Source organism: Bacteroides difficilis (assembly GCF_048319815.1).
GTDB lineage: Bacteria > Bacteroidota > Bacteroidia > Bacteroidales > Bacteroidaceae > Bacteroides > Bacteroides zhangwenhongii.
Genome location: NZ_CP182814.1, coordinates 287,606 through 309,743, shown reverse-complemented (window position 1 = coordinate 309,743; position 22,138 = coordinate 287,606). Strand labels below are relative to the sequence as shown.

The 22,138-nt window shown below is 43.7% G+C and carries 13 protein-coding genes, 2 tRNA genes and 3 rRNA genes; 9 read left to right on the top strand and 9 right to left on the bottom strand.

Annotated elements, in window-relative coordinates; genetic code table 11:
* Positions 1-76: 76 nt before the first annotated feature.
* Entirely contained in the window at positions 77-1,237 is a 1,161-nt protein-coding gene (locus ACNOGP_RS01295) for a WG repeat-containing protein (protein WP_418213883.1), read from the top strand.
* Between the two features lie 176 nt (positions 1,238-1,413).
* Positions 1,414-2,739: an ATP-binding protein gene (locus tag ACNOGP_RS01290; RefSeq protein ID WP_195630930.1), complete on the top strand. Its 1,326-nt coding sequence runs from the start codon at positions 1,414-1,416 to the stop codon at positions 2,737-2,739.
* A 116-nt stretch (positions 2,740-2,855) separates the two neighbouring features.
* Here ACNOGP_RS01290 and ACNOGP_RS01285 read toward each other — a convergent pair whose 3' ends face one another.
* The 7 genes from ACNOGP_RS01285 to ACNOGP_RS01255 form a co-directional block, all read right to left on the bottom strand.
* The gene (locus ACNOGP_RS01285; protein ID WP_418213882.1) at positions 2,856-3,161 is read right to left on the bottom strand and encodes a winged helix-turn-helix transcriptional regulator; all 306 of its coding nucleotides are present in this window, start codon (positions 3,159-3,161) and stop codon (positions 2,856-2,858) included.
* A 78-nt stretch (positions 3,162-3,239) separates the two neighbouring features.
* On the bottom strand, positions 3,240-4,280 hold the full coding sequence (locus ACNOGP_RS01280) for an RNA-binding domain-containing protein (RefSeq protein WP_418213881.1): 1,041 nt from the start codon (positions 4,278-4,280) through the stop codon (positions 3,240-3,242).
* Positions 4,281-4,335: 55 nt separating this feature from the next.
* Positions 4,336-4,806: a gliding motility lipoprotein GldH gene (gene gldH, locus ACNOGP_RS01275; RefSeq protein ID WP_287666526.1), complete on the bottom strand. Its 471-nt coding sequence runs from the start codon at positions 4,804-4,806 to the stop codon at positions 4,336-4,338.
* On the bottom strand, positions 4,784-6,154 hold the full coding sequence (locus ACNOGP_RS01270; protein WP_007755872.1) for a PSP1 domain-containing protein: 1,371 nt from the start codon (positions 6,152-6,154) through the stop codon (positions 4,784-4,786). The genes gldH and ACNOGP_RS01270 overlap by 23 nt, the downstream gene beginning before the upstream one ends.
* A gap of 16 nt (positions 6,155-6,170) precedes the next feature.
* Entirely contained in the window at positions 6,171-7,298 is a 1,128-nt protein-coding gene (locus ACNOGP_RS01265) for an ATP-binding protein (RefSeq protein WP_143867558.1), read from the bottom strand.
* A gap of 1 nt (position 7,299) precedes the next feature.
* Positions 7,300-8,253 carry a methylenetetrahydrofolate reductase [NAD(P)H] gene (metF, locus tag ACNOGP_RS01260; protein ID WP_270564081.1) on the bottom strand — a complete coding sequence of 318 codons (954 nt, stop codon included), beginning with the start codon at positions 8,251-8,253 and terminating at the stop codon, positions 7,300-7,302.
* 187 nt (positions 8,254-8,440) lie between these two features.
* Positions 8,441-8,953: a ferritin-like domain-containing protein gene (locus tag ACNOGP_RS01255; protein ID WP_007764121.1), complete on the bottom strand. Its 513-nt coding sequence runs from the start codon at positions 8,951-8,953 to the stop codon at positions 8,441-8,443.
* Between the two features lie 1,680 nt (positions 8,954-10,633).
* Between ACNOGP_RS01255 and ACNOGP_RS01250 the strand changes: the two genes are divergently transcribed.
* The 5 genes from ACNOGP_RS01250 to rrf all read left to right on the top strand — a co-directional run bounded on the left by ACNOGP_RS01250 (position 10,634) and on the right by rrf (position 15,789).
* Positions 10,634-12,162: ribosomal RNA gene (locus tag ACNOGP_RS01250) — 16S ribosomal RNA — on the top strand.
* A gap of 234 nt (positions 12,163-12,396) precedes the next feature.
* Positions 12,397-12,473: transfer RNA gene (locus tag ACNOGP_RS01245), tRNA-Ile, on the top strand.
* Between the two features lie 35 nt (positions 12,474-12,508).
* Positions 12,509-12,582: transfer RNA gene (locus ACNOGP_RS01240), tRNA-Ala, on the top strand.
* Between the two features lie 139 nt (positions 12,583-12,721).
* Positions 12,722-15,601 (top strand): 23S ribosomal RNA (locus tag ACNOGP_RS01235).
* Positions 15,602-15,678: 77 nt separating this feature from the next.
* A 5S ribosomal RNA gene (gene rrf / locus ACNOGP_RS01230) occupies positions 15,679-15,789 on the top strand.
* Together the 16S, 23S and 5S rRNA genes with 2 tRNA genes alongside form the textbook arrangement of a ribosomal RNA operon.
* Positions 15,790-15,860: 71 nt before the next feature.
* Here the strand turns inward: rrf and ACNOGP_RS01225 are convergent.
* Together ACNOGP_RS01225 and ACNOGP_RS01220 are read right to left on the bottom strand one after the other, a co-directional pair.
* Complete coding sequence (locus ACNOGP_RS01225) at positions 15,861-17,651, bottom strand: glycoside hydrolase family 15 protein (protein ID WP_259021582.1); 1,791 nt, start codon at positions 17,649-17,651, stop codon at positions 15,861-15,863.
* Positions 17,652-17,663: 12 nt separating this feature from the next.
* The gene (locus ACNOGP_RS01220) at positions 17,664-19,937 is read right to left on the bottom strand and encodes a bifunctional alpha,alpha-trehalose-phosphate synthase (UDP-forming)/trehalose-phosphatase (protein WP_418213880.1); all 2,274 of its coding nucleotides are present in this window, start codon (positions 19,935-19,937) and stop codon (positions 17,664-17,666) included.
* A gap of 370 nt (positions 19,938-20,307) precedes the next feature.
* On the opposite strand from ACNOGP_RS01220, the gene kdpF reads away from it, so the two are divergent.
* Positions 20,308-20,388, top strand: coding sequence for a K(+)-transporting ATPase subunit F (gene kdpF / locus ACNOGP_RS01215; RefSeq protein ID WP_032849815.1), 81 nt, complete (start codon positions 20,308-20,310; stop codon positions 20,386-20,388).
* A 31-nt stretch (positions 20,389-20,419) separates the two neighbouring features.
* Positions 20,420-22,126: a potassium-transporting ATPase subunit KdpA gene (gene kdpA / locus ACNOGP_RS01210; protein WP_008777345.1), complete on the top strand. Its 1,707-nt coding sequence runs from the start codon at positions 20,420-20,422 to the stop codon at positions 22,124-22,126.
* Positions 22,127-22,138: the final 12 nt, after the last annotated feature.

The window sequence follows — 22,138 nt, the reverse complement described above, 5'->3', positions numbered from 1 at the left end:
GCTTTGTTAGCTTTGTGGTTTGCGTTTTAATAAGGAAATATGAATTATGTGTAATAACAATCATAATTAAAGAACTATGAAAACAAAGATTTTGATTTATTGCGCAACGGTTTATGTTGCGGTTTTTTTCTCCGCTTGCGGAGGCAGTTCAAATAGCCCGTTGGCAGATATAGATTTGATACCTATGGGAAACGCCTATTATACATTGGACGGCGAGTTGGCTTTTGCGGGAGAATTCAGGGATGCCGATTTCTTCTCTGACGGACTAGCAAAAGTGTTGATGGGGATGCGCGAAGGGTATGCCTTTATCAACAAGAAAGGTGAAAAAGTTTTTGATGTCGGTGAATGTTTTAATATAACGGGCTTCTGGAACGGAGTGGCTTGGAAAATGACACAAAAAGGATATATAGCTATTGATACTTCGGGTAAGGAACTGTTTACTACTTTGGCGACACCTATCACTTTGTTCAATGCTGACGGAAAGGCGCTTGTCGAAGGGGGGACAGAGGATGGGAAAACCAGATACGGTGTGATTGACCGAAAGGGGAATATCTCTTTGTTTCAAGGGGACTTCTGTATTTATGGAGAGAAAAACTCACGCGTGATTCATTCCGATCGCATTGTTGTGAATTGTAATCCGGGAGGCCAGCCTGCGGTAATAGATATGCAGGGCAATATCATCGTTGAGCCTGAGACGTATTCGGAGATTGGACCTTTCGACTTGAATGGTTGCGCAATAGTGCGCAAAGACGGTATGTACGGTATTATAGACAGGGACGGCAAGGAATTGTTTATGGATACCGAAGGCAAGTATTCATGGATAACTTGCGATGGAGATTGGTATGCTTATTGTCTAAAAGGGCGTGATGGCGGTTTCGCTTGGGGTGATAAAAAAGGAAACGTCAAGCTGGGACCCTTGGAGGATAACTTGAGCTTTAGGTGGGGTAAATACGCTTTTTATGGTAGCAAACGGTATGATAGAAGCGGGGATAGTGAATCCACCGCCAAACAGATTGAAACACCGTTGATAGGAGGGAAGGTGGTTGTAGCCTATTCAAACGATGAGGGATATTTCCTGTGCGATGAAAAAGGGAATAGGCTGAATTATGATGTTTCAGTGGAAGGACTTATGAATAGTGGGGTAGACGATTTGATTCGCTCCGTTTCACGTGGTAATGGTGATGCGATAGCTTTGGGATTCCCTTATGTGAGCACATTTTGGTCGTTGGGAGAATAACGTTTACGGCGAAGGTGGGGTGAAGAAACAGGCGAATAGTCGTCCCTTCTATATGAATTTGGAATATTAATTATTGCATTGTTTTGGATAGTCAAAAGAAAAAGAGTATTTTTGTACTGACAAAATGGTCGTAATATGCGACCAAATTTTCATAACCATCCTAAGAGTGCGCTATTATGATAATAGATAGAAACGAATATGTTGAACAGTTACTCACAAAATGTTGGAACGGAAAGGTAAAGATTGTGACCGGTATAAGACGTTCGGGTAAGTCGTTCCTACTCTCAACTCTCTTTAAGAACCGATTAATAGAGAAAGGAGTTCAGGAGAGGGATTTCGTGGAGGTGGCTCTTGACAGAAAGACAGACATCAAGTATCGTAATCCGAACCTCCTGTACGACTATATCATAGAGTCTACAAGGGATACAGACAGAAAATTTTATGTATTGATTGATGAGATACAGTTGTCGTATAAGGTAAAAAATGAGAATGTGGACGAATCATTGGTACCTGAAGAGGACAGAGAGTTGCTTTACACCACTTTTTATGACATTTTGAATGATCTGATGGCGCGCCCGAACCTTGATGTGTATGTGACGGGATCGAACTCTAAGATGCTGTCGAAGGATATCGTGACAAATTTTCGTGACCGTGGTTCTGAAATAAAAGTTTACCCACTATCATTTGCAGAATACCTATCGGTAGCCCAGATGGAAAAAGCTGATGCACTGGAGGAATACCTGATGTACGGTGGTATGCCTTTGACGATTCTTGAACCAGACGAAAAGGAGAAGCGCAAGTACTTGCAAGGGCTTTTCTCAAATGTCTATATTAAGGACATTGTGGAACGATATAATCTGAAGGATGATAACATATTGAGTGCTTTGGTTGATGCTCTCTCATCGTCAGTAGGCTCACTGACGAATCCGAACAAACTGGCCAATACGGCTGGAACGCTGATGGGGAAATCACCTTCGCACAATACCGTCAAAAACTATCTGGACTATGTGGAGGATGCATTTCTCTTCCAGAGTGCGAAACGATGGGATGTGAAGGGACGCAAGTATTTTGACAAGATTCAGAAGTACTATGCCATGGACTTGGGACTGAGAAATGCCAGATTAAATTTCCGTCAGCAGGAGCGTTCGCATCTAATGGAGAACATGATTTATAATGATTTGATCCGTAGAGGATATTCTGTTGATGTGGGCATTGTAGAACTGACGCGCGTAATAGACGGCAAGCGTAAATTGTCTCAATATGAGATTGATTTTGTGGTCAATGTAGGTAATAGTAAAGTGTATATCCAGTCGGCATTGAATGTGGACACGCCTGAGAAGAAGGCACAGGAGACCTTTTCTTTGAGAAATACTGGCGACTTCTTTCGCAAGATTGTTGTGCTGGACGGTAGCCGCAAGCTTTGGACGGACGAGGACGGTGTAATGTATGTGGGGGTGATTCCGTTCTTGTTAGAGGATGTTTTGGCAGAGGTGATTGGGTAAATAAAGACCAATATTAATATTTAAGTTTTATTGTTTCATGATGGTGGTGTGGATAAGTTACTTCGTACTGCTTCACGAGGGTATCCCCTTCACCCGCAACGCCCAGCTTATGTATTTTATAGTCTTTGTTCTTTAATTATAAAAATCTTTCCTTTCTCGGTGAGTTGCCAATAACCTGCTTTGTTGGACCCTTGACGGGTTATGTATCCATAAGCTTTTAAATTCTGCAATGATCGTTTCGCTGTAGCACTTGATGATGACAAGGCTTCAGCAAGAGTATTGTAGGTTAATTTTGTATTCGTTGATAATATATGTAATACATTTATGTCAACTGATGATAATTTTATTGGGTCATTTATTGGGTCATTTATTGGGTCATTTATTGGGTCATTCGCTCTACTATGTGATTTCTCATTTCTCATTTGTCATTGTAGGGTAATTTCTTTTGAACGTAATTAGCATACCACCCTCTGATTGCTTAAAGACGGGTTCTTCTATTCCTATCGCTTTAAAAGCGTTACATATTTTGCTAATACCACGTCCCACGTTTCTATAAACCCGGCTTTGTAGAATACGGAAGCTAATAAAATGTTACGAGGATGTGAGGAGTGCTTTCCTTTAAGTGCATCTATTGTAAGTTCGTCGGGTAGTTTACCCTCGTTCCATAGCTCAATGTGGTCATTGAATATCCACATCTGTATGTGAACACCTGCATACCGTTTGTGTACAATGCTATTGTAGAGCATTTCTCGTAAAGCATCTTCTGGAATTTCCAATGGTTCAAGCCGTTGCATACCTTCATAGTGAATGGGGGATATGAGGTACTTGGAACGTAATAAAGTGACGACTTTATCAGCCATCTGAATAATATTTCCGTTTACTACGTCTTGGAAAATAAGATCTGATTCATCTATCCCGAAGCGTCCGATACGGAATTCCACACCGGGAAAGAAGCGAAGAGGGTCTTTTCCGAATAATAGTATCGCAGCATTGGTGAGCACTCCATTGTTATCAATCAGTTTTAGATTTTCCAATACAGTTCGGGTATCTTCATCTTTAAGCTCGGGGTTAATACGATGCGCTTCAATGGCTTTTCGAAGAAAATAATCTATAGCTTTTCGATCAATATCATTGAGTGTTGCCCTATCTTCTAATAGTTCATCCCAAGAACGTCCCATTTTCTTTAATATGAATTGTTGAAGTGCAACGCCTTTCAATTCTTGTTTCGTGGAACCACTACGGTAGTGATATGCCCCATGGTAAGCAATGGGCATATTACTTGGTTCCACTACAATCTCGATATATTCTTTACCTTCTTTTGATTGTAATAAGTTGACGTCGGCCACGATACCTAAATAGTTGACAATTTTGTTAGGTATGTCTTCCAACAATCTTTTGGAGTCGGGGAGGCCAATTACCTGTTGCTTATCATTTATACCTATATAAATACAGCCACCTTGTGCATTGGCAAAACCGCATATCCATTTCAGATACTCGTCATGCCAAGACTCTTTATATTCAATATTCTGACTTTCGCTCATAACGATATCTTTTATATTCTTAGATTTTGATAAATATTTAAGTTTTATTTTCTGCTTACCGTGATATCCGTATCCCCACATCATTTATCCCCTGCAATATGTCGTCTTTCATACCGGATACTACCTTAAAAGTATAGTTTCCTGGATGTAGCGGGCGAACCGAGCGTATGAAAGTCTCCGACTGATAGACACTGCCCCAGCCTTTGCCGAACCATCTTCCTGTAGAGTCGGTTAGGTGAATAGCGATGGTATCGGTGCGCCACACAGTGGAATCCTGTAGATTCTGACTGATAAATAAATGAAGGTCCTGATAAGGATAATCCGTACGGTTACGGACTTCCGCAAATAGTCTCAGAGTCGGAGGGAGGCTGTCTGTGATAGGAATAAAAAAGGAGAGTGTATCACTCTTTCCCCACCCGTTGTCGGGAAGGGATTGATAAGAGTGATACACGGTATTCTCGTTGCATGCCGCCGTTAGGCAAGCAGTGAAAAGGCAAAATAAACTATTCCTGAACAGGCTTTTCATTATTGGTTTGCGGTTTCGGTTTCTCTTTATTCGGCTCTTTGACCGGTCTTTCTGGCTTTTCCGGCCTTTCTTGAGCTTGTGGTCTTTCTTGATTCATCCCTCTTTCCGGTCGTCTGTTTTCATTATTCCGTCCCTGATTCTGTCCTCTGTTCCGATTATTATTATTTCTCGGTCGGTTCTCTCTTTCTCCCCTGTTAGCGTTTTCAGCCGATTGAGGGCGGTTGTCGTTATTAGCTCCTTTTTTCTTCTTCTTATTATTCCGGTTCGCATTATTGCCACCCTCTTTATTGCGGTTACGGTCAAAGCGGGTAACGCTTTCCTGCTCCAGCAAATCAATCGGTTTCTTCAGTTCCGGCTTTCTTTCTTCTTCGAACAGGCTGTCCGGTTTCATACCTTTTCTATTCATCGAAATCACTTCAAAAGCGCGCTTCCCGCTGATGGTAACCAGATTTGCCGGGAAATTCTTGTCTGTGGAATAAGAGATCTGATTGCTCAAGATATCCGCTTTGAAGAAATAGAAAGTACCATCCTTCGTTTCCAGTTCTATCTCTTTGGACGGAAGACGTTTTTGAGCTTCCACATAGCAATCTACTTCATAGTTCAGGCAACATTTCAGCTTGGCGCATTGTCCGGCAAGCTTTTGTGGGTTCAGGGAAATATCCTGATAACGTGCGGCACTCGTAGATACGGAAACAAAGCTGGTCATCCACGTCGCACAGCAAAGCTCACGTCCGCAAGGCCCGATGCCTCCGATACGTCCCGCTTCCTGACGGGCGCCGATCTGTTTCATCTCGATACGTACGCGGAATGCTTCAGCCAATACCTTGATCAATTGTCGGAAGTCCACGCGCTCATCGGCAATGTAATAGAAGATAGCCTTATTGCCATCCCCCTGGTACTCTACATCTCCGATTTTCATGTTCAGATTGAGACTTAACGCAATCTGGCGTGCACGGATCATAGTGCCATGTTCCTTGCTTTTCGCCTCGTTGAACTTCTCCATATCCACCGGTTTGGCTTTCCGGTAGATGCGTTTGATTTCCGTGTCCGCCTTGAAGTTCGCTTTCTTCATTTGCAGGGGAACCAGTCTGCCGGTCAGCGTCACCACACCTATATCATGTCCCGGAGCAGCTTCAACAGCCACCACATCGCCCTTTTCAAGTTTGATTTTGTTACTGTTGCGATAATATCCCTTCCGGGTGTTCTTAAATTGTACCTCAACCATGTCACTCTCTTCCGCATTGCCCGGTATATCCGCCAGCCAATCGTAGGTGTTCAGTTGTTTATCTTGTCGGGAGCATCCTTTGCAGCAAAGACCGCCGCTCCCATTATGAAGTTTATATTCCATAGTGTTTATATATTAATTATTGCTTCAACAGTACAATCATCTTCAGCGAGAAGTCGAAGAATACCATTTTAGCGTTTACATTCTGTTCAATATGTATTTGCGCTTCGCTTAGCTCGTCCATGATTCCCATTACATTACGTTCGTTGACAAACGGGGCGAAGCGGGTTGCAAAGTTCTGTTCACTGATCGTCATATAGGTAAGATCACGTTGGTGCAGGTTAAAGATGAAGTTTTCCCGAATCATGCGTTGGCAATATTCCAGAAAATTCTTTTGGCGTTCGCGTCCCATGCCTGCCACCTGTTCGCTCCACATTTTCATTTCCCTGATTTTCCGTTGATAGGACAACCGCATCAGGCTGACGAATAAATCGAAGAACAGTTGATTCTCTTCGTTCAGATGAATCGTTTCGAGTGCCTTGATAAAATTTCCATTTGCCAGATGGGCGATGGAAAGGCTGTCGGCAGGTTGAATGCTGTACTTCGTTTGTAGCACCCGGTCAATGCTTGCCTCGTCAATTTTCCGCACGTTCATGCGTTGCGTGCGGCTTTGGATGGTGGGCAGAATCATGTCCGGCATTTCCGATACCAGCAGGAAAATAGTTCTTTCGGGCGGCTCTTCAAGCAGTTTCAACAGTTTGTTGGCACACACCGGATGCAATTTTTCCGGTAGCCACACGATTGTAATCTTGAATCCTCCCTCACTGGATTTCAGACTGAGTTTTTTCAGAATTTCATCACTCTCGTTGGCGAATATCTGTGCTTGCTTATTCTCCGCTCCAATATTGTTCAACCAATGATTCAAGTTGAAGTAAGGGGAGGTGAGCAGTTGTTCTCTCCATTGCGGAAGAAAATCGGCACAGACTGATACTTTGGGACTTTTCGCCTTGTTCACGATCGGAAATACAAAATGCACATCCGGATGTACCAGCTTGTTAAACTTCACGCAGGACGGACATACACCGCAGGCATCCGTTTCACTCCGGTTGGAGCAACTGATATAGCGTGCGTATGCAATGGTCAATGGTATTTTTCCCACCCCTTCCGGACCGCAAATGAGCTGGGCGTGTGGGATGCGTCCTTCATTCACCTCCTGAATGAGCCGTTGCTTGACTTCTTCCTGTCCGATTACGTCTCTGAAAAACATATCAATAAATGATTTTGGCTACTTCCTTGATACTGTCCACCGCTCCGATGGAGTAGAAATGGATGCTTGGTACTCCGTGAGACATCAATTCCTTGCATTGGGTTACACACCATTCGATACCCACTTGTTCGGCTTCCGCATCCGTTTTGCATTTCAAAGCCTCTTTCACGAGTTCTTCCGGCAAATCCACCTTGAATGTCTTGGGAATCATGCTCAGTTGGGATAGTTTCTTGAACGGCTTGATTCCCGGAATGATTGGAACATTGATACCTGCCGCTTTGGCTTGTTCTACAAACTCAAAATATTTTTTGTTATCGTAGAATAATTGTGTTACGGCATATTCTGCGCCCGCTTCCACTTTTTTCTTTAGCCAATAAAGGTCGGATTCAATATTGGGAGCCTCTTCATGTTTCTCCGGATAGCATGCCACACCATAAGAAAAGGGGCTGTTGGTCACTTTCATTTCCGAACCGTCCACAAAGATACCCTTATTGAAATTGTTGATTTGTTCCTGCAACTCGATTGCGTGATGATATCCGTCGCCTTCGGGGGTGAAAACAGATTCGTGTTTTGCCTTGTCCCCACGTAGCACTAACAAATCAGTGATGTTCAAAAATTGCAGGTCGAGCAGTACATATTCTGTCTCTTCGCGTGTGAAGCCACTGCATAGGATATGCGGAACGACTGTGATATTATATTTATTTTGGATGGCGGCAGCCACAGCAACAGTGCCCGGACGTCTTCTCAAGCGGTTTCGTTGGAATAGCCCGTTGCCGAGATCTTTGTAAACGTATTCGCTGCGATGGGTCGTGATATTAATATACTTCGGATCGAATTCCCGAAGTGTATCGACTGTCTGATATAGCTTTTCTATTCCGGTTCCTTTCAGTGGCGGCAGGATTTCGAAAGAAAAAGCCGTTTTTTTGTTGTTATGTATTAAATCAATTACTTTCATTCTTTTCCCTAATGTTCGTTATCTACTTGGATGAAACGTGCATATTGGGACAAAAATACGAAAAAAGAAAGATTTCTTCTTGATTTACGCTAAAATAGTTTTGTTTTTATCGTACTAATATGCATAAAAGAGGGATTACCCCGTGTAGGATACGCCCTCTCTTACCTAATCATTGTTATTTTAGAATTTACTTATCAAGAAATGATTTCTTCATTCTGGCGATGTCAGTCAGATAATCTTGTAAATCTTGTTCATGTTCCTCCTCTTCGGCAAGAATATGTTTTGCGATGTCGCAGGTAGTGAAATCTTTCCCATTGGTAAAGTCGGCAATCTCCTGATAACGAAGGATTGCACAGCGTTCGGAAGCAACGTTGTCTTTTAGTAAACTAATGGAATCAAACTCTTGTGGAGCATCATATTTGCATCTCGCCAGTTCAAACCATTTCTTAGGATCGAGCACCGGAACACCTTCTAGTTCGATGATGCGGTTGGCAAGCAATTGTGCGTGTCTACGCTCTTCTTCAGCATGTTCCTCAAACTCGCTCTGCACATCGGCACGCATAGCTCCTTCTACTACTAATGCACCTACCCAATATTGGTAGTATGCCAACCATTCTTCAGCCAATGCTGCGTTCAACTGTGAAATCAAACTTTCCACATCTAATTTCCCTTGTAGGATTTTTACACTTTCTCTAGCCATAATTTAATGTTTAGGTTAATATGTTTAAGCTGACTATGTAACAGCCTGAACTTATTTTTGTTTTAGAGGTCTGCCGGTTTTAACAGAAAGAGTGTTTTTGTGGGAATTCTAATGTTCTACGCTAAACTAAATTTTTACTCAATGCACAAAATTCTCGTTTAGCGTATCGCATTTATAACCGGCAATTGGTTTTCGCCAGCTATTTTGGGGAGTATTCCTCGATAAATAATACATTGTATTCTCCTCCTTATGAATTTGAATAGACAAATCATCTGCCATCCTACACCAGTCGCACCTTATGTTGTTGAATACTAGTATATTAATAGTGTGTAGGATAGTGGTGTAGGATGGTTGCAGATGTGGTGTATCTTACACCTTTCCCTCGCTCATCCTTATGCCTTGCTTTACTTATCCTTACACACTTTCTTTGCCATCCTACTTTTCGCCAATTGTCTCCTGCGTATGAAACTTTAGTTTCCCCCGCTTGAAACTTTTGTTTCTCCTGCTTGAAACTTTGGTTTCATCTGCCTGAAACTTTAGTTTCCCCTGCTTGAACCTTTAGTTTCATTTGCTTGAACTTCTAGTTTCCTGTGGTGAAACAACATTTTCTGTTACTTGAAACTGTCTGTTCTACCGCTCTCTTTCGGCTCTTGATACTTGCTTTTCAGTCATTACTACCTGTCTTCTCAGTCATTAATAGCCTATGTGTTGAGTATTGACATCCTATACGTAGGTTGTTAATATCCCATATATGAGTTATTAATATCCTATATATTGCTTATTTATATCCTGTATTTAGGTCGTTAATGTATTGAGTATCTATTGTTTATGCTTTTTACCCATCATCTTCCGTCGGGTGATAGGCGGGTGATAGGTGACAGATGCGGTGATAGGTTGCGGACAACCTGTCACCATGCCTTAAACCCCGATGAACAGGGACGCTTATGATTAGAGGTGATAGGTGATAGAGGAAAGTGCGAAAAACTTCTGTGTGTATCCGTCCTGCCCGCTTCCTTCTTTTTCTCCTTGCGCGCACACATACGTACGCATGAATACAATAATGTATCCTTTCCCTCGCTTCCATTGTCCTTTTCTCCCGCTGTTGAAAAAATATGTTCTACAACATCGTTATGATTCAGCAAGTTAGCACATATCTTTAAAAAAACTTCAAAAAAACAGTGGAATATATTTGGAGTATATCCGAAAAGCGAGTACTTTTGCACCCGCTTTCCAGGAGAGGAGAGCCTTGCGGAATTGACATGATGACAAAGCGTAGGACCGCCTAACTATAAGAACAAAAAAACTCCTGAAAAGTTTGGATCATAATAAATAAAGTTCTTATCTTTGCAGTCCGATTCGCAAAGAGACGCGGTTTAGCGTTTTTCGTTTTCGTCCCTTCTTTCCCTTTCGCCAAGAGAGCCTGAGAAACGAACCGAAAAAGAAAAAACGAAAAAAACTTCCGAAAAGTTTGGCAGTTAAAATAAAACCCCTTACCTTTGCACCCGCTTTTGAAAACGAAGCGCAAGTTCTTTGAAATATTGATAAACAATACAAGTAGTACAAGTTAAAATAGAACCGTCAATGCTTATATAATATAGGTATAGGTAATAGAGTCAATAAATTGTACGGCATCCTGAACAGAGCAAAACGCTATCCTATGGGATAGATGAAAATACTTTTACAATGAAGAGTTTGATCCTGGCTCAGGATGAACGCTAGCTACAGGCTTAACACATGCAAGTCGAGGGGCAGCATTTCAGTTTGCTTGCAAACTGGAGATGGCGACCGGCGCACGGGTGAGTAACACGTATCCAACCTGCCGATAACTCCGGGATAGCCTTTCGAAAGAAAGATTAATACCGGATGGCATATGATTATCGCATGATAATCATATTAAAGAATTTCGGTTATCGATGGGGATGCGTTCCATTAGTTTGTTGGCGGGGTAACGGCCCACCAAGACTTCGATGGATAGGGGTTCTGAGAGGAAGGTCCCCCACATTGGAACTGAGACACGGTCCAAACTCCTACGGGAGGCAGCAGTGAGGAATATTGGTCAATGGACGGGAGTCTGAACCAGCCAAGTAGCGTGAAGGATGACTGCCCTATGGGTTGTAAACTTCTTTTATACGGGAATAAAGTTATCCACGTGTGGATTTTTGTATGTACCGTATGAATAAGGATCGGCTAACTCCGTGCCAGCAGCCGCGGTAATACGGAGGATCCGAGCGTTATCCGGATTTATTGGGTTTAAAGGGAGCGTAGGTGGACAGTTAAGTCAGTTGTGAAAGTTTGCGGCTCAACCGTAAAATTGCAGTTGATACTGGCTGTCTTGAGTACAGTAGAGGTGGGCGGAATTCGTGGTGTAGCGGTGAAATGCTTAGATATCACGAAGAACTCCGATTGCGAAGGCAGCTCACTGGACTGCAACTGACACTGATGCTCGAAAGTGTGGGTATCAAACAGGATTAGATACCCTGGTAGTCCACACAGTAAACGATGAATACTCGCTGTTTGCGATACACGGTAAGCGGCCAAGCGAAAGCGTTAAGTATTCCACCTGGGGAGTACGCCGGCAACGGTGAAACTCAAAGGAATTGACGGGGGCCCGCACAAGCGGAGGAACATGTGGTTTAATTCGATGATACGCGAGGAACCTTACCCGGGCTTAAATTGCATTTGAATAATCAAGAAATTGGTTAGTCGTAAGACAAATGTGAAGGTGCTGCATGGTTGTCGTCAGCTCGTGCCGTGAGGTGTCGGCTTAAGTGCCATAACGAGCGCAACCCTTATCTTCAGTTACTAACAGGTCATGCTGAGGACTCTGGAGAGACTGCCGTCGTAAGATGTGAGGAAGGTGGGGATGACGTCAAATCAGCACGGCCCTTACGTCCGGGGCTACACACGTGTTACAATGGGGGGTACAGAAGGCAGCTACACGGCGACGTGATGCCAATCCCAAAAACCTCTCTCAGTTCGGATCGAAGTCTGCAACCCGACTTCGTGAAGCTGGATTCGCTAGTAATCGCGCATCAGCCATGGCGCGGTGAATACGTTCCCGGGCCTTGTACACACCGCCCGTCAAGCCATGAAAGCCGGGGGTACCTGAAGTACGTAACCGCGAGGAGCGTCCTAGGGTAAAACTGGTAATTGGGGCTAAGTCGTAACAAGGTAGCCGTACCGGAAGGTGCGGCTGGAACACCTCCTTTCTGGAGCGATGCCGTAATAAGTTGAGAGTTGAGAGTTGAGAGCCAGGAGTTTACTCCCATTATCTGGACTTGCTTTCTCACTGAAAAAAATGATGACTTTAAAGGTTCTGTTTTTGTACTACTGGTACTTGTTTATTTATAGATATAGATCAACCATCTATAGCAATTATAGATAGAGATAAACAAGAGAAAAAAGAAGCCGAGTCTAACTCAACAGGTAGACAAGGTTGAACTAGTCCTATAGCTCAGTTGGTTAGAGCGCTACACTGATAATGTAGAGGTCGGCAGTTCAACTCTGCCTGGGACTACCAAGTTCAAGAACGACAGTAATTCTTGATAACCTCTTGGGGGATTAGCTCAGCTGGCTAGAGCATCTGCCTTGCACGCAGAGGGTCAACGGTTCGAATCCGTTATTCTCCACGATCTCTGAAAAAGAGAAACGATCTTTGACATGATGTACAAAAAGTAAAATTTTAGTAAGAGCTAAAAGTATATATCGAACCGTACGTTTCCGGTATGCGGACTAGCAATAGTTCAATATACCGGGAAGTCAGTTTGAAAGAAAGTAAGCAAGGGCGCATGGCGGATGCCTTGGCTCTCGGAGGCGATGAAGGACGTGATAAGCTGCGATAAGCTTCGGGTAGGTGCAAATAACCCTTGATCCGAAGATTTCCGAATGGGACAACCCGTCATTCTGAAGGAATGACATCTTGCATAGCAAGAGGCTAACACAGGGAACTGAAACATCTTAGTACCTGTAGGAAAAGAAAATAATAATGATTCCCCAAGTAGTGGCGAGCGAACGGGGATTAGCCCAAACCAATGTTGTTACGGCAATATTGGGGTTGTAGGACCACGACATCGCAAGAACTTTAGTGAGAAGAACCCTTTGGAAAATGGGACCATAGACGGTGATAGTCCGGTATTCGAAGCTAAACGAAGCGTAGTGGTATCCTGAGTAGCGCGGGACACGAGGAATCTTGCGTGAATCTGCCGGGACCATCCGGTAAGGCTAAATACTCCCGAGAGACCGATAGCGAACCAGTACTGTGAAGGAAAGGTGAAAAGCACTTCGAACAGAAGAGTGAAATAGTCCCTGAAACCATGCGCCTACAAGCGGTCGGAGCTGCGTAAGCAGTGACGGCGTGCCTTTTGCATAATGAACCTACGAGTTACTTTTTCCGGCAAGGTTAAGCATTTTAAAATGTGTAGCCGAAGCGAAAGCGAGTCTGAACAGGGCGCCCAGTCGGAAGGAGTAGACGCGAAACCAAGTGATCTACCCTTGGTCAGGTTGAAGGTTAGGTAACACTAACTGGAGGACCGAACCGATAAGCGTTGAAAAGCTTCCGGATGAACTGAGGGTGGGGGTGAAAGGCTAATCAAACTTGGAGATAGCTCGTACTCCCCGAAATGCATTTAGGTGCAGCCTTGGGAATTACTACTGTGAGGTAGAGCGACTGATAAGATGCGAGGGCTTCACCGCCTATCAAGTCTTGATAAACTCCGAATGCGCAGTAGTTCGATCCCAGGAGTGAGGGCATGGGTGCTAAGGTCCATGTCCTAAAGGAGAAGAATCCAGACCATCAGCTAAGGTCCCCAAATAATTGCTAAGTTGAACTAACGAAGTCAGATTGCTAAGACAGCTAGGATGTTGGCTTGGAAGCAGCCATTCATTTAAAGAGTGCGTAACAGCTCACTAGTCGAGGAGTTTGGCGTGGATAATAATCGGGCATCAAGCAATTTACCGAAGCTATGGGATCCGTACGGATCGGTAGGGGAGCATTCCACTCTGCGTCGAAGGTGAAGCGTGAGCTTTGCTGGAGCGTGTGGAAAAGCAAATGTAGGTATAAGTAACGATAAAGGGGGTGAGAAACCCCCTCGCCGAAAGACTAAGGTTTCCTGATCAACGCTAATCGGATCAGGGTTAGTCGGGTCCTAAGGCTCAGCCGAACGGTGAGGCCGATGGCAGAACAGGTTAATATTCCTGTACTACCTTAAAGAGTGACGTGGAGACGGAGGAGTGACAGCGCCGCGGACTGACGGAATAGTCCGTTGAAGGGTGTAGATGTTGATTATCCCAGGCAAATCCGGGATAAGAGTCGAACCTGATAGTATACCAAATTCCTCGGAATAAGGTAATAGTGCGTGTAAACATACTCCCAAGAAAATCCGCTAAACTTAATCTTTAAGGTACCCGTACCGTAAACGGACACACGTAGTCGGGTTGAATATACTAAGGCGCTTGAGTGATTCACGGTTAAGGAACTAGGCAAATTGACCCTGTAACTTCGGGATAAAGGGTCCCAACGAGAGTTGGGCGCAGAGAATAGGTCCAGGCAACTGTTTAACAAAAACACAGGGCTGTGCCAAATTGAAAGATTACGTATACAGCCTGACACCTGCCCGGTGCTGGAAGGTTAAGAGGAGATGTCATCGCAAGAGAAGCATTGAATTGAAGCCCCAGTAAACGGCGGCCGTAACTATAACGGTCCTAAGGTAGCGAAATTCCTTGTCGGGTAAGTTCCGACCTGCACGAATGGTGTAATGATCTGGACACTGTCTCAACCGTGAGCTCAGTGAAATTGTAGTATCGGTGAAGATGCCGATTACCCGCGATGGGACGAAAAGACCCCGTGAACCTTTACTATAGCTTAACATTGAATTTGGGTAATTGATGTGTAGGATAGGCCGGAGACTTTGAAGCAGGTACGCCAGTATTTGTGGAGTCGCTGTTGAAATACGGCCCTTTGATTATTTGAGTTCTAACTCGCTGATGCGAGGACACTGTTTGGTGGGTAGTTTGACTGGGGTGGTCGCCTCCAAAAGTGTAACGGAGGCTTCTAAAGGTGCCCTCAGGACGATTGGTAACCGTCCGTAGAGTGTAATGGCATAAGGGCGCTTGACTGGGAGACAGACAAGTCGATCAGGTAGGAAACTAGAGCATAGTGATCCGGTGTTTCCGTATGGAAGGGACATCGCTCAAAGGATAAAAGGTACTCCGGGGATAACAGGCTGATCCCTCCCAAGAGCTCATATCGACGGAGGGGTTTGGCACCTCGATGTCGGCTCGTCACATCCTGGGGCTGGAGAAGGTCCCAAGGGTTGGGCTGTTCGCCCATTAAAGTGGCACGCGAGCTGGGTTCAGAACGTCGTGAGACAGTTCGGTCTCTATCTATCGTGGGCGTATGAAATTTGCGTGGCTCTGACACTAGTACGAGAGGACCGTGTTGGACTGACCGCTGGTTTACCAGTTGTGCCGCCAGGTGCATTGCTGGGTATCTAAGTCGGGATTGGATAAGTGCTGAAAGCATCTAAGTACGAAGCCAGCCACAAGATTAGATTTCTTAGGGTCGTCAAAGACGATGACGTTGATAGGATGCAGGTGTAAAGGTGGTAACATCAAAGCCGAGCATTACTAATTGCCCGTTCACTTTCTTTCGAACATGTACCGGTTGGGTATATACGTTTAGCTTTCTAGACACTAGGATTTTACTTTTCATCATGTCATAACCTTATTCAGGTGGTTATAGCACGAGGGTTCCACCTCTTCCCATTCCGAACAGAGAAGTTAAGCCTCGTCACGCCGATGGTACTGCGTAACAGTGGGAGAGTAGGTAGCCGCCGTTTTTAAGAAGCCCCTTGATTCATTTTGAATCAAGGGGCTTCTGTGTTTTATCGCTTCTGAATCAGGGCGTTCTCTAAGGCCGGATAAAAGATAACCTCTTCTCTTCTTCTGCAAATAAGATAGCTGTATTTACTAATGCCAGATGTGAATATGCCTGCGGGAAGTTGCCCAACTGTTCTTTGGTTTCGAAATCAATATCTTCACTAAACAATCCGAGATGATTGGAGTATTTCAGAACTTCGTCAAACAGGCAGCGTGCTTCTTCTTTATGGCCGGTTACAAACAATGCCCGTATAAGCCAGAATGTACAAATCGTAAAAGCAGAAGTAGGCAACCCGAAATCGTCTTTGCTGTTATAGCGATACATAAGTCCTTTATGGAAAAGGGCTTTCTTGACAGCTTCCACTGTTTTATGATAGCGTATATCATCTGCTTCTATAAATCCATAGGGTTCCATCAATAGTAATGAAGAATCCATTGCTTGATTATTATATGTCTGTGTGAAGCTTTGAAGTTCCTTATTCCAGCCATATTTCATCACGTCTTTCTTTATTTTTTCGGCTTCCAGTTGCCAACGTTCGCTATAATTATATTTGTTAAGCATTTGAGCGATTTTAGCTCCGCGATCTAAAGCTACCCAACACATCACTTTGGAAGAAACAAAGTGTTGTCCTTCTCCCCGGATCTCCCAGATTCCCTTATCGGGCTTTCTCCAGTTTTCTACTACTTTTGCTAAAATGGTCTTTACCATTTCCCACATGTCTTCAATTTCATCCAGTGTGCCGGGCATGAGGCGATAATATTGGTAAATCAGGTCCATCAGGTAACCAAAAGAGTCGTTTTGTTTCTGATGGTATGCATCATTTCCTATTCGTACAGGTTTGGAGTTCTTATAACCGGATAGATGGTCGAGTATCACTTCGGTTAGTTGGTGCTCGCCCCGGATGCCATACATAATTTGATAGTCATGTTTGGAAACGAATGTGGATTGGATAAATTTCATAAAGCGTTTGGCTGCACCGGTATGTCCGATTTGAAACATGGTTTCGATGGACATGGAAGCATCCCGAAGCCAGCAAAAGCGGTAATCCCAGTTGCGCACTTCTCCCACAGCTTCCGGTAGGCTTGTAGTTAGTGCTGCCAGCACAGCTCCGTTGTGGTAGGACATTAGTTTCAGAACCAATAAACTCCGTTCGATTACGTCATTATATAGAGTGTATTTCTTGCTTCTGTCTGTCCAGTTCAGCCAATATACCAGCGTACGACAGTATTCTATTTTCTCCCTTTCTATGTCGATTGGGATCACTTTCTCGTTATAGGAGAGCAGGAGAAATTCGTCTTTCTCAAGAATGATTTCTTTTTTCTCTTTGATGTCCTGAAGAGACAGGGAAGCATATAAATATTGTCTGTCCTTGTTGTCGAAGGAGCAGTAGGATTCGATATACTGTGGAGTGATATTAAGGATCACTTGTCCCTGTGCATAGTTTGGAGCCGGGTGGTAGTTGATCTTGAAACGCGGTTTTCCTTTTATCCAATGTATGTAGCGGTATAATTCGGCAGGTAAATAATGCCCTGTTTCGTCTTGGGAACGATAGCAGGGCATATAGTCGAGCACTACAAATTCTCCTTCATCGGAGGAGAATTGAGTAGAAAGAATATTGGTGTGGGGGACATAACTTTGTGTGATGCAATAGTCTCCGGAAACTTCGAATCCGAAAGCTCCTCCTTTCTCCCGGTCGAGCAGACTGGCAAAAATAGAAGGAGAATCGAAATCGGGAAAACAGAGCCATTCGATATTTCCGTTCTGCGAAATGAGAGCTGCGGTTCGGCAGTTACCTATCACTCCATAATTTAAATTATTCATATTGATTGCTTTTTATTGAGTTTTTAATAGATCTTTGAGAAAGTCGAAAGCGAAAGTCAGGCGATTCTTAATACTTCCTTCTTTTGTGGCAGTTTTTTGTTTGCCTAGTAAAGACCGTAAGAAAGGAAGTACGTCAGATTGGGCAGACAGGTGATAGTTGGCGGCTTCGGATACGCTACCTATTTTAATGGTGATGGCGCTCATCGGTAATGCCTGAAACATATCTTCATCTGTAGTGTCGTCTCCCATCGCTATAACAAAATCATAACGTCTGTTGGCTAGCAGACGCCCCACCTCCGAACCTTTATTGCAATCCGGTGATTTGATTTCGATCACTTTATTTCCTTGCAGAATTTGTAGTTTCTGCCGGGTACAGAGCGAAATCAGCGTGTTGACGAGTTGTTGGGCTCTTAATGTGCCGAGCCATGCGTCGCTTTCACGATAATGCCAGGCCAGGGCAGTTTCCTTCACTTCCAGATGGGAACGGGGAGTACGGTCTACAAACATTTGAAGGATAGAGAGAATACCTGCTCCCCATTCTATCTTCTTTATGTTTTTATGCCAGACTCCGTTTTCTTTATAGAAAGCCCCATGTTCGGCAGCCATAGAAATAGGAAGGATACCAAGCCATTTTTCTAATGTAAAGTGATCCCGCCCGCTATTGATAACAATATGATTGGCGGGATCGCTAGCCAGTTGTTGTAGAATAGAAATGAGTTCCGGTGTAGGTTGTGCATCCTCGGGACGTGGTTTGAGAGCCGTCAGTGTACCATCATAGTCCAGCAGAATCAGGCGTTGTTTGGCATGGTTATACTTGAGTTTGATTTGTGCAATGCTAGCGGCTACGATACGTTTTTTTCGTAACATATCGTTTTTCATACATGTCGCGTTCAGTTCATTGACAAAGTCGGCTGCCCATTTGTTGACTGTCTGTACGGACAGAATGCTTTGCATACGTTTCAGGCGTTGTTTTTGTTCCTCTTCGGGCATTTCAAGTGCCTGGCAAATAGCATTTTCTATTTGTTCCGTATCGTTCGGGTTGATTTGGATAGCGTCCGTCAATTCTACGGCGGCACCTGCCATTTCGCTAAGGATAAGTACACCGGGATTGTCGCATTTGGTAGCTACGTATTCTTTGGCTACCAGATTCATTCCGTCCCGAAGTGGAGTGACGAGGGCTATGTCGGCCACATAGTACATGGCAGTCAGTTCTTCCAGTGAAAAGCCATGATAGAAATAACATACGGGAGTCCAGTTCATTGTGGAGTAACGTCCGTTGATAGAGCCGATTTCTTCGTCAATTTTTGTTTTTAGTTCCGCATAGCTGCCTACATGGTCGCGTGAAGGGACAATGACCATTGCCAATGTAACTTTACCGTGATATTCGGCATGATGTTCGAGGAAGGTGGCAAAGCCACGAAGACGGTGCAATATGCCTTTGCTGTAATCCAGTCTGTCTACTGACAGGATCAGTTTATGCTCGCCGAAAAGTTTCCGGGTTCGTTCAATGGCCTGATGTACTTCTTTATTTTCTGAAGCCTGATGATAGGATTCATAGTTGATTCCCATCGGCAATGCTTCTACTCTGACCATCCGGTTGTTGATCTGTACTTCATCCAGTTTGAAGTCGAGATGCAGCACACGCTCTACGGCACTGATGAAGTGACGCATATAGTCATGAGTATGGAAAGCAATGAAGTCTGCTCCCAGCAAACCCTTCAGAATCTCGGCACGCTCCGGAAGAATACGGAAGAGTTCGTAAGAAGGGAACGGGATATGATGGAAATAACCGATACTTAGTTCCGGATATATTTTCCTCAACATTCCGGGAAGTAGCATCAGTTGATAATCCTGTATCCATACCTTATCGCCGGGACGTATCAGCCGGCAAATCTCCTCACAGAAGAGTCGGTTGACTTGTTGATAGGATTGCCAGAAACAGTTCTTATATAAGGTATAAGCATAAAAGTAATGACACAAAGGCCAGATAGTACTGTTACTGTATCCTTCGTAATAGTTTTCAATTTGCTTTTCCGACAAGAAGACCGGATGAAAATTCATTTCCTGTAGTTTCTCGTTAATCTCTTGCTGGTCCTTCTCTTCATTTGTACATATTCCGGGCCAACCTATCCAGTGCTTCTCATAAGAAGTCTGGAGAGAATCCAAACCTGTTGCCAGTCCGCCTTCGCTACGCGAAAATACGAATGTGCCGTTTGTGTCGGCTACTTTGACAGGTAATCTGTTTGCAATAATATAAAGTTTCATATCTATTTCTTCGCAAAGCATGTACCAATTGACTTATGTTGATGCTTAACCGTTTATTATCAACAGATTATAAAGATGTAGTATCCTCCTTTTGTCTTTTCAAAATGGAATCCTTTTTTTCAAAATGGAAGGGTGTGTCGGATGGTAAGAAAGTAACTACCTGTCTGTATCTGTTTGAATGTTAGCTTATTATGTATTCTTTGTTTTTTGTGGCACGCATTTGGCATGAAGAATGGCAAGTAAAAATTTATAGTAATCATTTAAAAGGTAAAAACATGGGAATAACACTATCATTTATTTTCTGCCTGTTGAGCGGTTTCGCTTGTTTCTGGCTGTTCTGGAAATGTGTAGACTGGTTTGAGAATATTTAAAGAAAAAAGGAGAATTGATTATGTACACAGCATTATTCGTATTAGGTATTGCAATCTTCGGTTATTTGATGTATGTGCTCATCAAACCCGAGAAGTTTTAAAGTAACACACACAGTTTAAGGTAAAAAGTATATGAATACAGAAATTTTAGGCGTGGTTGTTCAGATAGCCTTGATGGTGATTCTGGCTTATCCACTGGGAAAATACATTGCCAAGGTCTACAGAGGAGAAAAGACCTGGTCTGATTTTATGGCTCCTATCGAAAGAGTCATTTATAAAGTTTGTGGAATCGACCCCAATGAAGAAATGAACTGGAAACAATTCCTGAAAGCATTGTTGATTTTAAATGCTTTCTGGTTTTTCTGGGGAATGGTACTCTTGGTTTCACAAGGATGGTTGCCTTTAAACCCGGACGGCAACGGACCGCAGACTCCGGATCAGGCATTCAATACTTGTATTAGTTTTATGGTGAACTGTAACTTACAGCACTATAGCGGTGAAAGCGGATTGACTTATTTTACTCAATTGTTCGTCATCATGCTTTTCCAGTTTATTACCGCAGCAACAGGTATGGCTGCTATGGCAGGTATTATGAAGAGTATTGCTGCAAAAACAACCAAAACGATTGGTAACTTCTGGCAATTTCTGGTAATAAGTTGTACGCGTATCTTATTACCTCTTTCTCTGATTGTAGGTTTTATCCTGATTCTTCAGGGAACTCCGATGGGATTTGACGGTAAGATGAAAGTCACTACTCTTGAAGGTCAGGAACAGATGGTTTCTCAAGGTCCTACGGCCGCAATTGTTCCTATTAAACAGTTGGGTACGAATGGCGGTGGATATTTTGGCGTGAACTCCTCTCATCCATTGGAAAATCCGACTTATCTTTCTAACATGGTAGAATGTTGGTCTATTTTGATTATCCCGATGGCGATGGTATTTGCACTGGGTTTCTATACCCGCAGAAAGAAGTTGGCTTACAGTATATTCGGAGTAATGCTTTTCGCTTTTCTGGTCGGTGTGTGCATTAATGTCAGTCAGGAAATGGGGGGTAATCCGCGCATCGATGAGCTGGGAATTGCACAGGACAATGGTGCGATGGAAGGTAAGGAAGTGCGTTTGGGAGCCGGAGCAACCGCATTGTGGAGTATTGTAACGACCGTAACTTCCAATGGTTCTGTGAATGGTATGCATGATTCTACCATGCCTCTGTCCGGTATGATGGAAATGCTGAATATGCAGATTAATACCTGGTTTGGCGGTGTAGGTGTAGGGTGGATGAACTACTATACATTCATTATCATTGCAGTGTTTATCAGCGGTTTGATGGTGGGACGTACTCCGGAATTCCTCGGTAAGAAAGTAGAAGCCCGCGAAATGAAAATCGCTACGATTGTAGCTCTGCTTCATCCATTTGTAATCTTGGTGTTTACGGCAATCTCAAGTTATATTTATGTACACCATCCAGATTTTGTGGAAAGTGAAGGTGGATGGTTGAACAACTTAGGATTCCACGGTTTGAGTGAACAGCTTTACGAGTACACCTCTTGTGCCGCCAATAACGGTTCCGGTTTCGAGGGTTTGGGTGATAATACTTATTTCTGGAACTGGACATGTGGTATCGTTCTGATTCTGAGTCGCTTCCTTCCTATTATCGGACAGGTTGCCATTGCCGGGCTACTGGCGCAGAAGAAATTCATACCGGAAAGTGCCGGTACGTTGAAGACGGATACATTGACTTTTGGAGTAATGACATTTGTAGTTATCTTCATTATTGCCGCTCTGTCATTCTTCCCGGTACATGCATTGAGCACGATTGCTGAACATTTAAGTTTGTAATACTGAATTAGA

Bases quoted from the DNA above. Each gene is read 5' to 3' on its own strand.
- ACNOGP_RS01285 (WP_418213882.1), bottom strand. From the start codon at position 3,161: ATGAGAAATGAGAAATCACATAGTAGAGCGAATGACCCAATAAATGAC.
- ACNOGP_RS01225 (WP_259021582.1), bottom strand. From the start codon at position 17,651: ATGAATAATTTAAATTATGGAGTGATAGGTAACTGCCGAACCGCAGCT.
- ACNOGP_RS01280 (WP_418213881.1), bottom strand. From the start codon at position 4,280: ATGAGCGAAAGTCAGAATATTGAATATAAAGAGTCTTGGCATGACGAG.
- gldH (WP_287666526.1), bottom strand. From the start codon at position 4,806: ATGAAAAGCCTGTTCAGGAATAGTTTATTTTGCCTTTTCACTGCTTGC.
- ACNOGP_RS01290 (WP_195630930.1), top strand. From the start codon at position 1,414: ATGATAATAGATAGAAACGAATATGTTGAACAGTTACTCACAAAATGT.
- ACNOGP_RS01295 (WP_418213883.1), top strand. From the start codon at position 77: ATGAAAACAAAGATTTTGATTTATTGCGCAACGGTTTATGTTGCGGTT.
- ACNOGP_RS01255 (WP_007764121.1), bottom strand. From the start codon at position 8,953: ATGGCTAGAGAAAGTGTAAAAATCCTACAAGGGAAATTAGATGTGGAA.
- ACNOGP_RS01270 (WP_007755872.1), bottom strand. From the start codon at position 6,154: ATGGAATATAAACTTCATAATGGGAGCGGCGGTCTTTGCTGCAAAGGA.
- kdpF (WP_032849815.1), top strand. From the start codon at position 20,308: ATGTACACAGCATTATTCGTATTAGGTATTGCAATCTTCGGTTATTTG.
- ACNOGP_RS01265 (WP_143867558.1), bottom strand. From the start codon at position 7,298: ATGTTTTTCAGAGACGTAATCGGACAGGAAGAAGTCAAGCAACGGCTC.
- kdpA (WP_008777345.1), top strand. From the start codon at position 20,420: ATGAATACAGAAATTTTAGGCGTGGTTGTTCAGATAGCCTTGATGGTG.
- metF (WP_270564081.1), bottom strand. From the start codon at position 8,253: ATGAAAGTAATTGATTTAATACATAACAACAAAAAAACGGCTTTTTCT.
- ACNOGP_RS01220 (WP_418213880.1), bottom strand. From the start codon at position 19,937: ATGCTTTGCGAAGAAATAGATATGAAACTTTATATTATTGCAAACAGA.